This is a genomic window from Yersinia alsatica, from assembly GCF_025133195.1.
In the GTDB taxonomy this organism is placed as follows: Bacteria; Pseudomonadota; Gammaproteobacteria; order Enterobacterales; family Enterobacteriaceae; genus Yersinia; species Yersinia alsatica.
In genome coordinates, this window is the sequence record NZ_CP104006.1 from 3,233,538 (window position 1) to 3,245,801 (window position 12,264).

The following is a 12,264-nucleotide window of genomic DNA, read 5'->3' on the forward strand; positions in this document are numbered from 1 at the left end:
TCACCGCTCCCTCATGGCTTCTGATTGATACTGCTGCAATGGGCTCAGCAAGTAATCAATCACCCGGCGACGGCCGGTTTTAATTTCCACACTGACCGCCATGCCCGCAGAGAGACGCACCGGACGCCCCTCGACGCTCAGCGTATCGCTATCGAGCCGAACCCGTGCGGGGAACACCAAACCTTGCTGTTGATCTTCCATCGCATCACGCGAGATATGTTTGACTTCACCTGAAAGAGTGCCGAATCGGGTATAGGGGAAACTGTCTACTTTGACTTCTACCGCCTGCCCCGGCAGAACAAAACCGACATCTTTATTCAGGATCATCACATCCAGTTCCAGTGGGTAATTTTCTGGTACCAGCACCATCAGCGGTTGAGCGGTGGTGACCACCCCGCCAAGGGTATGTACCGCCAATTGCTGGATAACACCACTCACTGGCGCACGCAAAGTTTGCTGCCGTTGCCTTTCTACCGACTTAATCAGCTCTTGCTGCAATTGATTGATAACTTCGTGGGTTTTGTTTAATTGCTCCTGATAACTTCGTTTCTTTTCAGCCATATAATGCAATCGTGTTTGGCTGAGATTGCGCTCTTTCGCTTGTAAGATAGCGAGTTCATTTTGCATACGGCTGGCTTCCGCTTTGGCATTTAGCCACTCCCGCTCTTGGATTAATAACTCAACTTCAGCAATAGCTTTAGATTTGGCGAGTGTCTGCAATGCTTGTAACCGCTGATAAATGTTTTTCATCAAGGTTTTTTGGTTGGCAATGCTGGCAGCGGCTGACTGCATATGTGCCTGATTAACGGCCAGTTCACTCTCTTGGCGCGCCAGTTCGGCATTATCCTCATCATGCTTTTTTATCAAAAGTGACTTCGCCGTCATGACCAGTTCCTCAGCGCTGCCATCAGGGGAGACAAAATTCGCCAGCGGATCATCGGTCAGTAATGCCGTGACTTGAGCAGCCTCAAGCAAACGATGTATTAATTGTTGATTGATATTGCCGACCTCAGCATCAATGCCAATTGGATTTAGCTCAATTAGCACCTGACCGGCGCTGACATGGTCACCATCACCAACATGAATGGCCGCTACCACTCCGGGTTCAAAGGGTTGGATGACTTTGGAGTGTTCGGAGACAATCACCTTGCCATTGGCTGAGGCGTGGATATCTAACTTGCCAACTATTGACCAAGCCAATACCAGCAGTAATGTCAGCGCCAGAAACCATGCAGTACGCCGCGCCAATGGCGACACCGGACGCTCAACGATATCCAGATAAGCGGGAAGAAAATCATATTCATCGCGGGTTTTTCCTTGGGCGAAGTGGCGCTGCCAGCGCTGTTTCAAGGCATTCACCCAGGACAATTTAGCCAGATATTGCATCAACTTCATTTTGATTCCTCATGGCTAAAGTCAGCTTGTTGCCGCCAGAGTTGGGCATAGGTGCCATCGAGCGCCAATAGCGCATCGTGACTGGCAAGTTCGGTCACTTGGCCCTGAGTAATAACGGCAATACGGTGGCAATGTCGTACGGTTGAAAGACGGTGAGCGATGGTAATCACGGTGCGATTGGCGATAATACGCGACATATTTTTCTGTACTTCAGCTTGGGATTCATCGTCCAGCGCACTGGTCGCTTCATCAAAAATCAATACCCGGGGATTGGCCAGCAGGGTTCGAGCAATTGCAATCCGTTGACGTTGCCCGCCAGACAGCGATGCCCCGCCCTCTGACAGTAGCGTGTCATAGCCAAGCGGCAGAGCAAGAATGAAGGTATGAGCGCCCGCCAACGAAGCCGCCTCAACCACCTCACTAAGGGGTGCAGTGGGCCGAGAATAGGCAATGTTTTCACGCACCGTCCTGTTAAACAGGTAGTTTTCCTGCATCACCACCCCGACTTGCCGCCGCAAATATTCAGGAGAGAAACGGTTTATTGGGTGACCATCTATACTTATCTCCCCCTGTTCAGCGATATACAGGCGCTGCAATAACCGGGCGACGGTACTTTTCCCCGAACCGGATGGCCCGACTAACCCGATATGCTCCCCGGCTTGTAGTGACAGTGAAAAATGGCGCAGCACTGGATCAAGATCAGGGCGATAGCGGAAAGTGACATTCTCCAGTGAAATATGGCCGCGGATCTGGCTATCAGAAGGTACGGTCCCTGTGGCTTGCTCCACCGGTAAACTCAAAATATCAGCGATAAGAGTCAGCCCGACTTGGGCCCGAATGCTCTGTTGCCATAAATCAACCAGCTTACTCATTGGCATTAATGCCTGAACCGCCAACATGTTAAAGGCAATCAACTGCCCGATACTGAGCTGCACCGACATCACTTGATAGGCTCCAACCACAATAACTAGCGCCCCAGCCAGCTTTTGCAACAACTGGGCACTCTGGCTACTGAAGTTTTGCAGATTCTGCACCTTAAAATTCGCTTGGGCATAATCACGCGTTTGTATTTCCCAGCGTTGTTGCATTTGCGGTTCTAATGCCAGACTTTTTACCGTTTCAACCCCAGACAGGGTTTCAGTTAAAAATGCGCCATTTTGTGCGGCGCAGGTGCACAATACGCTGACTTTCTTTTGCAGCGGGCGCGTGCTAAGTGCGGCTAATAACAGATAAAAAGGCAGTGTGGCGAGAACAATGAGTGTCAGCAGCGGAGAGATACACCACATGACAATAAACAGCACCAGGGTAAAAACAACATCAACACATAATGTCAGTGCAGAACCGGTGATGAATTCGCGAATATTATCGAGTTCACGCACTCGGGCAACAATATTACCCACATGACGTTGCTTAAAATAACTTAGAGGTAGTTTTATTAAGTGATTAAATAACTTTCCACCCAATAAAATATCCACCCGCGTCGTAGTATGAGTGAAAATATATTCACGCAGGAATTTCAGCACCACTTCATATATACCTGTTACTAATAATACAATAATTAATACATCAAGGGTTGTCAGCGCATTATGAACTAAGACTTTATCCATAATAACTTGAAAGAAAAGTGGCGATATGAGTGCCAGAAACTGTAATAATAGAGACAACACCAAGACCTGAGTCAGTGATTTTCGGTGATGGAGTAAAGCAGGAATAAACCAGCGAATATCAAAGCGTGAGTGACTGCAATAGAGAACAACGCCACCCCACAAGGCACTAAGATCTTGATGATTAATGATTTTGGGTTGTTGGCTGTCGGCATATTGCAGCAATGCCTGATTGTCACTCAGCCGAGCCAATAAAATAAACCGGCCCTGTGTATCGCGAAATGCGAGTGGTAACTGTTCTGGCTTGACTCTATTTAGTGACTGTTTTTTGACTTTAAGACGTGTTGGGGTGGTTCGTGATAATGTTGAGAGATATTGCTGCAATAAGCTGAGCGTTGCCATTGCTGAAATTTCAATATTAGCATTTTGTCTAAATATCTTCACAGGCTCCGCGCTAAATCCCGCTAAGCTGAGTAATCTCGCCGCACATACCAAAGAGGAGTGAACGTGGTTTTCCATAAATTACATTGTCCATTATTTCATCGTAAGGAACAGATAAGTTTCGATGTGCTAAAAATATAACTATGGAATTGTATAGCTTCTTTTATAAACCAATCTCATAAAGTAAGAAGTTTTAATATCCAATATCTCAAAAGTTCTTTAATGCCATTTGAAAAAATAAAACTGATATAAAAAACGAACAAGAATAAGACACCAAAGATATAAATCAGCGCTCTTGCATTAATTTTTGAGGGTGGAAAACACAACATTATCAACCACTGATGACTTCACATTTATTGATTTGTATCGCCAAATCCTCATCACTTTGTGTGATAATTTCGCGGTGATTTATAGCCCCCATGATTGGCTACCGCCGTTTTGTCACTGATAACAGGAATTTCCCCAGCATGACACCCACTCTACCGTCTACTGCCGATGATCTCTCCCTAATACCCTATGCGAGTCATGACGCAAACTTGCAACCTATCCAGCATATTGCGCAGCAATTAGGTCTCACTGCCGAGGATTTAATTCCCTATGGGCATCATATGGCGAAAGTCGATATCAGTGCCTTACGCCCCGGTAAAGTGCGCGGTAAACTGATTCTGGTTTCCAGCATTACGCCCACGCCAATGGGAGAAGGCAAAACGGTCACCACCATTGGATTAAGTCAGGGAATCAACCAGTTAGGCCACCGCGGCGTGGCATGCATCCGCCAGCCTAGTCTTGGCCCGGTCTTTGGTGTGAAAGGGGGAGCCGCAGGCGGTGGTGCCGCACAAGTGTTACCGATGGAGAAATTAAACCTGCATCTTACGGGGGATATTCATGCCATCAGCGCCGCACATAATCTGGCCGCGGCCGCACTGGATGCCCGTCTGTATCATGAACAGCGGCTGGGGCCAGCCTTTAGTCAACAAACCGGTATGCCACTGCTGAATATTGATGCTCAGCAGATTCTGTGGCCACGTGTAGTTGATCATAATGATCGCGCATTGCGCCACATTAAAGTGGGAGTGGGCGGCGGAACTCATGGTGTTGAACGCCACGATCACGTCGAGATAACCGCAGCATCAGAGTTGATGGCTATTCTGGCGTTATCGGAAAGCTTGCAAGATATGCGGCAACGTATTGGCCGGATCATTTTGGCAAAAACCACCGGCGGTGAGCCCATTACGGCGGATGATCTGGGGGTTGCTGGGGCCATGACCGCATTAATGAAAGAGACCATTCATCCGACATTAATGCAGACCAGCGAACATACTCCGGTATTAATCCATGCCGGGCCATTTGCCAACATCGCGCACGGAAACTCTTCAGTGCTGGCCGACCGTTTAGGGCTACAGTTAGCGGATTACGTGGTCACCGAGGCCGGTTTCGGCTCCGATATGGGAATGGAAAAGTTCTTTAATATCAAATATCGCCAATCCGGTATTGCCCCCTCTTGTGTGGTACTGGTTGCCACAATCCGGAGCCTGAAAGCCAATAGTGGCGCTTTTGACATTAAACCGGGCCAGCCACTGCCCGCTGAAATTCTCAGCACCAATATTCCGTTACTCAGTCAAGGTTGCGCCAATCTGAAATGGCATATTAATCATGCTAAAAGCTATGGTCTGCCGGTGGTGGTCGCGGTCAATTGCTTCCCCGACGACAGCGCAGAGGAACTGGCTTTTGTTAGCGATTATGCACTATCGGCCGGGGCTGTAGCCTGCGAAATCAGTGAAGCATTTGCCAAAGGCGGTGCCGGGACCACAGCGCTGGCGCAGCAAGTTATCAATGCTTGTGCCGAAGCTCAAGAACCCACCTTGCCTTACCCTGACCAGGCCTCACTGGAGCAAAAAATTGCCGCTCTGGCTCAAAATTATGGTGCTCGCGACATCACCTATACACCCCAGGCACGCCAGCAACTTGCGGCGATAACAGCGGCAGGTTTTGCTCATTTGCCGCTGTGTATGGCCAAAACTCCCCTGTCTATCAGCGCCGACCCTCGCTTGAAGAATGTCCCACAAGATTTTGTCTTGCCTATCACCGCCTGCGCGGTGTCAGCCGGAGCCGGTTTTGTCCGCATTTATGCTGGGGATATTATGACCATGCCCGGCCTTGGCACCCAGCCGGCGTATTATCATATTGATATAGATGACGAAGGGCACATTTGCGGGTTAAGCTAGCCTCATGCAACCTCAGGTAAAAGGTAATAAGGTTTATTATGTCTCAACAGCAGGAATATCAACGTATTGGTGGCTGGTTATTGGCCCCACTGGCCTATTTGATTGTGACATTACTCAGTGCCAGCTTAATGCTGGCGTTGTATGCCATGGCTATTTTTACACCGGAATCCAGAGAGTATTTGGTCACCAATTCGCAGGCATTTACGCTGCAGTGGTATTTCTCGGTTGTAACCACTATTTTAATGTGGATTTATACAATATGGGTTATCTGGCTATTGTGTAGCCGCTCACAACGTTTCCCCCAATGGTTTATTTTATGGTTATTGTTAACCGTATTATTGGCATTAAAAGCATTCGCGTTTTCCCCTATCAGCGATGATATCGCCTTGCGCACCTTAGGTTGGCCTCTGCTGGCGGCGGCTGTTTTTGTTCCCTATATCAAACGTTCTCAGCGGGTGAAAGCCACATTTACCGAAAAATAAGCGTATTTAAGGGAGTTAGACCACTTTTTACTATCCTCAAAGGATTTTGAGTTGCCGTTAGGTCGCCATTGAATAAGCCCAAGGAGTTGAGATAACTCAATGACTTGGGTGAATGATGGCCGCTGACAGTCCGGTATTTTGAAATAGGATAGAGATAAATCGTAATAACCTTGCACTTCATCTGTTGTCGTCAGGCCGCCAATTTTGGATAATAGGCGGCTTTTATTTTTTTAGGCTCCGCAATGACTGAATACCTGCTCCTGTTTGTCGGTACTGTTTTGGTAAACAACTTCGTCCTGGTCAAATTTCTTGGCCTGTGCCCCTTCATGGGTGTCTCCAAAAAATTGGAGACCGCCATTGGTATGGGGCTGGCAACCACTTTTGTACTGACACTGGCCTCGGTGTGTGCCTGGATGGTCAACAGCTTTATTTTGCTGCCTCTCGGCTTGGTCTATTTACGGACGTTGGCATTTATTTTAGTTATCGCGGTAGTGGTGCAATTTACTGAATTGGTGGTCCGCAAAACCAGCCCGGCACTTTATCGCCTGCTGGGGATATTTTTGCCGTTGATCACCACCAACTGTGCGGTGTTAGGTGTGGCCTTGCTTAATGTCAATCAATCTCACAATTTTATGCAATCGGCAGTCTATGGCTTCAGTGCCGCCGCCGGTTTCTCTTTGGTCATGGTGTTATTTGCCGCGATCCGCGAACGCCTTGCTGTTGCTGACGTTCCGGCCCCGTTCCGCGGCTCATCCATTGCCCTGATAACTGCAGGGCTGATGTCATTGGCCTTTATGGGCTTTACCGGGTTGGTGAAGTTCTAATGATGTCGTTATGGATTGCCATAGGCGCACTCAGTACCTTAGCGCTGATTTCAGGTGCAGTGCTGGGTTTTGCTGCCCGTCGTTTTCAGGTTGAACAAGACCCCATCGTTGAGCAAGTTGACGCCATCTTGCCACAAAGCCAGTGCGGCCAGTGTGGCTACCCCGGCTGTCGCCCCTATGCTGAAGCGGTCTCAGGTGGTGGTGAGAAAATAAATAAATGCGCCCCCGGTGGCGAGCAAGTGATGCTCAAGCTGGCCGAGCTGCTGGCTGTTGAACCACAGCCATTAGATGGCGATGAAGCTGCCGCTCACCCTCAGCGCAAAGTCGCCTTTATTGATGAAGCAAACTGTATCGGTTGTACTAAGTGCATTCAGGCCTGCCCGGTCGATGCTATCGTTGGGGCGACCCGCGCGATGCATACCGTGCTGCCCGATCTCTGTACTGGCTGTGACCTTTGTGTCTCTCCCTGCCCGACCGACTGTATTGAAATGATCCCGGTTGCTACCACCACCGCTAATTGGAAGTGGGATTTGAGCACGATCCCAGTCAAAAACCTTCCCACACAATTAACTGCCTCGCAGATGATTCCGGTGAAAATGATAGATGTGGAGCAACATGTTTAAGCTGTTTACTGCCCGTCAGCACGACACCATTTGGGATTTCAACGGTGGGATTCATCCGCCGGAAATGAAGCTGCAATCAAGCCGGGTACCAATGCGTATCGCGCCCCTGCCCGCACAGATGATTATCCCGTTGCAGCAGCATCTTGGGCCAGAAGGTGAACTCTGTGTCAAAGCTGGCGACCCCGTGTTAAAGGGCCAACCACTGACTATTGGTCGTGGGCGTACCGTTCCGGTGCATGCACCGACCTCTGGTATCATCACCGCCATTGCCCCCCACACCACTGCTCACCCCTCAGGTCTGGCAGAGCTGTGCGTGCATATTACCCCGGATGGTGAAGACCGCTGGCGTGAACAGCAGCCTTGGGCTGATTATCGGCAACAGGATAAGCTCGCCCTGCTGGACCGAATTCATCAGGCGGGGATTGCCGGCTTAGGTGGTGCGGGCTTCCCCACCGCCAGCAAGCTGCAAGGCGGCTTGAGCGGCGTGACCACTCTGATTATCAACGCGGCGGAGTGCGAACCTTATATCACTGCCGATGATCGGTTGATGCAAGACCATGCGGAAGAGCTGGTTACCGGGATTCATATTTTAATGTATCTGCTGCAACCTCAGCAGGTATTAATTGGCATTGAAGATAATAAACCTGACGCTATCGCGGCCCTGAAACAGGCGCTACGCGGTCATGATGACATACAGTTGCGCGTGGTTCCCACCAAGTATCCCTCCGGTGGTGCCAAACAGTTGACCAAAATTCTGACCGGTAAAGAAGTGCCTTTCGGCAAGCACTCGTCCTCCATTGGGGTGTTGATGCAAAACGTCGGGACAGTGGTAGCTATCAAGCGGGCAGTGATCGACGATCAGCCATTAATCGAGCGAGTGGTGACGTTAACCGGCGAGGCATTATCAAAGCCAGGTAACTTCTGGGCCAGAATCGGCACCCCCGTCATCCACTTGTTAAAACTGGCCGGTTTTCAGCCACAAAGCCAGCCCATGGTGATTATGGGTGGCCCACTGATGGGCTTTACTCTGCCAAGTCTGGATGTGCCCATTGTTAAAATCAGTAACTGCATTTTGGCCCCAACCGAGGCTGAAATGGGGTTATCCGAGCCAGAGCAAGCTTGTATTCGCTGTGGCTTATGTGTTGATGCCTGCCCGGCTGGTTTATTACCTCAGCAACTCTATTGGTTTAGCCGGGGCGAAGAGCATGAGAAGGCCCGCAATCATAACTTATTTGATTGTATTGAATGTGGTGCTTGCGCCTATGTTTGCCCGAGTAATATTCCTTTGGTGCAGTACTACCGTCAGGAAAAAGCAGAAATCCGTGCCCTTGATGAAGAGAGCGCCCGAGCTGCAGAAGCCAAAGCACGCTTTGAAGCTAAGCAAGCTCGGCTCCAGCGCGAGAAACTGGCGCGTGAATTGCGTCATAAACAAGCTGCCGTCAAACTGACCGAGGCGGATCAACAGACCGTTGAAGCGGCGGTCAGTCGTTTGGCCAGAGAGCCAGAGAGCACGGATTCCGCTATCACTGTGATTGCCGGGAAAGCCCCAGACAACAGCGCGGTTATTGCCGCCCGAGAAGCGCGGAAAGCACAGGCCAGAGCACGTCAGGCAGAAAAGCAAGTAATTGCCGCCACCGAGGAGATTGATCCGCGCCAGGCCGCCGTTGCTGCCGCTATTGCCAGAGTGAAAGCCAAGAAAGCGGCGCAGGCTCTGTCTGAGCCAGAAGTGGCGAAAAGTGACAATGAGGCGCCGGAAGTCGATCCGCGCAAAGCCGCAGTCGCTGCCGCCATTGCCAGAGTGAAGGCCAAGAAAGCGGCGCAGGCTCTGTCTGAGCCCGAAGCGGCGAAAAGTGACCGTGATGTGCCGGAAGTCGATTCGCGCCAGGCCGCAGTCGCCGCCGCCATTGCCAGAGTGAAAGCCAAGAAAACGGCGCAGGCTCTGTCTGAGCCCGAAGTGGTGCAAAGTGACAGTGATGTGCCGGAAGTCGATCCGCGCAAAGCCGCAGTTGCTGCGGCCATTGCCAGAGTGAAAGCCAAGAAAGCGGCACAGGCTCTGTCTGAGCCCGAAGTGGCGAAAAGTGATAGTGATGTGCCGGAAGTTGATCCGCGCAAAGCCGCAGTCGCTGCCGCCATTGCCAGAGTGAAGGCCAAGAAAGCGGCGCAGGCCGCTAATCCAGATTAAGTTTTCAATTTACCGCCATCAGGTAGTGATAGACAGATGAAATATCACGCATTTTAGATTCAGCATGGCAGCTGCTATCAACCTCGATAACTTCCATTTCTAAGCCGCCACCGAATTCATCACGCAGCTTAGGTAATACTTCGTTATACAGATAGATAGAGAATTTCACGCACTCTTTAGCGCTACCCTGATGAGTTATCGACAAAAATTCACCCGCCGGTATTGAGATATGGTCTATCTCACGATGGCCCTGAATTTCGTGCCTTTTCTCTTTATCAATCGCGGTCGAATAATACACACTGTTCTGCCCTTGCTGACAATCTTTAGCTGAGAACAGCGAATAAATTCGCTGGCATGAGAAGTTAACTTCCTTAAAGAAATCGAGCAAAATTTCATCTTTCATTGCCATAAATGATGAGTGCTGACCGCTACAATGATTGTGCTCATCAAAATCCAACCGCCGGGTAAAGCCCACCAACTCGCGCTCAGGCAAGACTATGCGCTTGATTTCTGGCGTATAATGCTCATAGAACCCAAAGCGCGGGATCATGCCCTGCACATCCCACTGCTCCATCTGGCGGAAACTATTAGGTGTCACACCAAAACGCTTTTTAAAGGTACGGGTGAAGGTCTGTTGCGAATCAAAGCCTAACTCATCAGAAATTTCAATGATTGGTCGCCGTGAAATACGCAATGCAACTGCGGCTCGAGTCAGCACGCGCCCACGGATATAGGAGGCTAATTGTAACCCAACAATACTTTTAAACTTACGTTGTAGGTGCCATTTTGAATATCCTGAAATCTTCGCCACATCATCCAATGTGGGTCTCTTTTCTAAATTGATTTCAATCCATTCAATTAATTCTTCTATAAATAATATGTCTTCATTAATCATTTTACTGTTCTTTAAATATATAATTACCTTGCATACTACATTAATCTATCATTATGCCAACGCTTTTCTTAACTCTAATTAATAACGTTAATAAGTCGTTAATTTACAAATGGTTGACAAATTAAGATGAGATGATAAACGCTATTAAAACAGTGAATTATCGCTCTCTTTCTACTACTTAAGTCTAATAACATTTTTTGATAAAACAGCGCTACCGACTATTTGCTTGTAACTATTCTTATATGAATTGCAAGTTAATTCTTTGATTGGCTGTACTTATTAAACCCCACTATTTCCTGAATATCATCAGATATGATGGGCAATAACCCTATAATTAAGGCGTATTACACTTTGTCTGAATAGGGTAGAATGCGACACCAATATTATTCCCCCTGACGGCTGAGTGTATTGACGCCCGCAAGCACTGACTTGCCCGCGCGACGCCTGCGTTTGAGAACCCTGTTAAGTATTCGACATATGGTTGCAATTTCATGAAATTCAGGCCTGTAACACCGACCCAGAGCAAAGGGTTGCAGATAGCCAGCTCCCCTTTTACCCACAATCAACGTAGCACCCGCAGCATCATGCTATTGGTGATTTTGGCCTGTATTCCCGGCATTATTGCCCAGACTTATTTCTTTGGTTATGGCAGCCTGATTCAGGTCGCACTGGCCATGGTGACCGCCTTGCTGGCTGAAGGCGCGGTGTTGCAATTACGTAAACAGCCGGTACTCATACGGCTGAAAGATAATTCCGCCCTGCTCACCGGCTTACTGTTAGGGGTAAGCCTGCCACCACTGGCTCCCTGGTGGATGATTGTCTTGGGTACCTTATTTGCCATTATCATTGCCAAACAACTCTATGGCGGCTTGGGGCAAAATCCCTTTAATCCTGCCATGGTCGGCTATGTCGTGCTGCTGATTTCATTCCCGGTACAAATGACCAGTTGGTTGCCGCCACTGCCATTACAAGGCACTCCGGTCGGATTTTATGACAGCCTGTTAACCATTTTCACTGGTTTTACCCACAGTGGCGCAGATATCCATCAACTGCAAATAGGGGTCGATGGCGTCAGTCAGGCCACTCCGCTCGACCACTTTAAAACGGCACTGCGCTCACAACCTGCCGAGAAAATCCTCCACCAGCCGCTGTTTAGTGGGGTTCTGGCGGGCATCGGTTGGCAGTGGGTTAACATCGGCTTCCTGGCTGGCGGTTTAGTGCTGCTGTGGCGTAAAGCCATTCACTGGCATATTCCGGTCAGTTTTCTGTTGGCTTTGGCCGGTTGCGCCGCGATCAGTTGGATGATTGCGCCACAAAGCTTTGCTCCGCCGCTGCTACATCTGTTTTCTGGTGCAACAATGTTAGGGGCGTTTTTCATTGCCACCGACCCGGTCAGCGCCTCTACCACACCGCGTGGTCGCCTGATTTTCGGTGCGTTGATTGGGATTTTAGTGTGGTTAATTCGCGTTTATGGCGGCTATCCCGACGGCGTTGCTTTTGCCGTCTTGCTGGCTAACATTACTGTTCCGCTAATTGATCACTATACCCAACCACGGGTCTATGGTCATAATCGCGGGCACAAATAAGGAGCCG

The 12,264-nt window shown here is 49.3% G+C and carries 9 protein-coding genes; 6 read left to right on the plus strand and 3 right to left on the minus strand.

Annotation, left to right across the window (positions count from 1 at the left end):
- Together N0H69_RS14425 and N0H69_RS14430 are read right to left on the minus strand one after the other, a co-directional pair.
- On the minus strand, positions 1–1,395 hold the full coding sequence (locus N0H69_RS14425; RefSeq protein WP_050151236.1) for an HlyD family type I secretion periplasmic adaptor subunit: 1,395 nt from the start codon (positions 1,393–1,395) through the stop codon (positions 1–3).
- On the minus strand, positions 1,392–3,518 hold the full coding sequence (locus N0H69_RS14430) for a peptidase domain-containing ABC transporter (RefSeq protein WP_050151237.1): 2,127 nt from the start codon (positions 3,516–3,518) through the stop codon (positions 1,392–1,394). Before N0H69_RS14430 ends, N0H69_RS14425 begins: the two co-directional genes overlap by 4 nt.
- Before the next feature lie 389 nt (positions 3,519–3,907).
- Between N0H69_RS14430 and N0H69_RS14435 the strand changes: the two genes are divergently transcribed.
- From N0H69_RS14435 to rsxC, 5 genes are all read left to right on the plus strand, one after another.
- Positions 3,908–5,665, plus strand: coding sequence for a formate--tetrahydrofolate ligase (locus N0H69_RS14435; protein ID WP_050151238.1), 1,758 nt, complete (start codon positions 3,908–3,910; stop codon positions 5,663–5,665).
- Positions 5,666–5,703: 38 nt separating this feature from the next.
- The gene (locus N0H69_RS14440; RefSeq protein WP_050106926.1) at positions 5,704–6,147 is read left to right on the plus strand and encodes a DUF2569 domain-containing protein; all 444 of its coding nucleotides are present in this window, start codon (positions 5,704–5,706) and stop codon (positions 6,145–6,147) included.
- A 242-nt stretch (positions 6,148–6,389) separates the two neighbouring features.
- Positions 6,390–6,971: an electron transport complex subunit RsxA gene (rsxA, locus tag N0H69_RS14445; protein WP_013649928.1), complete on the plus strand. Its 582-nt coding sequence runs from the start codon at positions 6,390–6,392 to the stop codon at positions 6,969–6,971.
- Complete coding sequence (gene rsxB / locus N0H69_RS14450; RefSeq protein WP_050106925.1) at positions 6,971–7,594, plus strand: electron transport complex subunit RsxB; 624 nt, start codon at positions 6,971–6,973, stop codon at positions 7,592–7,594. Before rsxA ends, rsxB begins: the two co-directional genes overlap by 1 nt.
- Positions 7,587–9,776: an electron transport complex subunit RsxC gene (rsxC, locus tag N0H69_RS14455; protein ID WP_050151239.1), complete on the plus strand. Its 2,190-nt coding sequence runs from the start codon at positions 7,587–7,589 to the stop codon at positions 9,774–9,776. Before rsxB ends, rsxC begins: the two co-directional genes overlap by 8 nt.
- 4 nt (positions 9,777–9,780) lie before the next feature.
- Here the strand turns inward: rsxC and N0H69_RS14460 are convergent, their stop codons facing one another.
- Positions 9,781–10,671, minus strand: a complete 891-nt coding sequence (locus N0H69_RS14460) for a helix-turn-helix domain-containing protein (protein WP_050106923.1) — start codon at positions 10,669–10,671, stop codon at positions 9,781–9,783.
- Positions 10,672–11,162: 491 nt separating this feature from the next.
- On the opposite strand from N0H69_RS14460, the gene rsxD reads away from it, so the two are divergent.
- The gene (rsxD, locus tag N0H69_RS14465; RefSeq protein WP_050106922.1) at positions 11,163–12,257 is read left to right on the plus strand and encodes an electron transport complex subunit RsxD; all 1,095 of its coding nucleotides are present in this window, start codon (positions 11,163–11,165) and stop codon (positions 12,255–12,257) included.
- Positions 12,258–12,264: the final 7 nt, after the last annotated feature.

Excerpts from the sequence above, each read along its gene's own strand:
- rsxA (WP_013649928.1), top strand. The coding sequence starts at position 6,390 with ATGACTGAATACCTGCTCCTGTTTGTCGGTACTGTTTTGGTAAACAAC.
- N0H69_RS14425 (WP_050151236.1), bottom strand. The coding sequence starts at position 1,395 with ATGAAGTTGATGCAATATCTGGCTAAATTGTCCTGGGTGAATGCCTTG.
- N0H69_RS14435 (WP_050151238.1), top strand. The coding sequence starts at position 3,908 with ATGACACCCACTCTACCGTCTACTGCCGATGATCTCTCCCTAATACCC.
- rsxB (WP_050106925.1), top strand. The coding sequence starts at position 6,971 with ATGATGTCGTTATGGATTGCCATAGGCGCACTCAGTACCTTAGCGCTG.
- rsxC (WP_050151239.1), top strand. The coding sequence starts at position 7,587 with ATGTTTAAGCTGTTTACTGCCCGTCAGCACGACACCATTTGGGATTTC.
- N0H69_RS14430 (WP_050151237.1), bottom strand. The coding sequence starts at position 3,518 with ATGGAAAACCACGTTCACTCCTCTTTGGTATGTGCGGCGAGATTACTC.
- N0H69_RS14440 (WP_050106926.1), top strand. The coding sequence starts at position 5,704 with ATGTCTCAACAGCAGGAATATCAACGTATTGGTGGCTGGTTATTGGCC.
- N0H69_RS14460 (WP_050106923.1), bottom strand. The coding sequence starts at position 10,671 with ATGATTAATGAAGACATATTATTTATAGAAGAATTAATTGAATGGATT.
- rsxD (WP_050106922.1), top strand. The coding sequence starts at position 11,163 with ATGAAATTCAGGCCTGTAACACCGACCCAGAGCAAAGGGTTGCAGATA.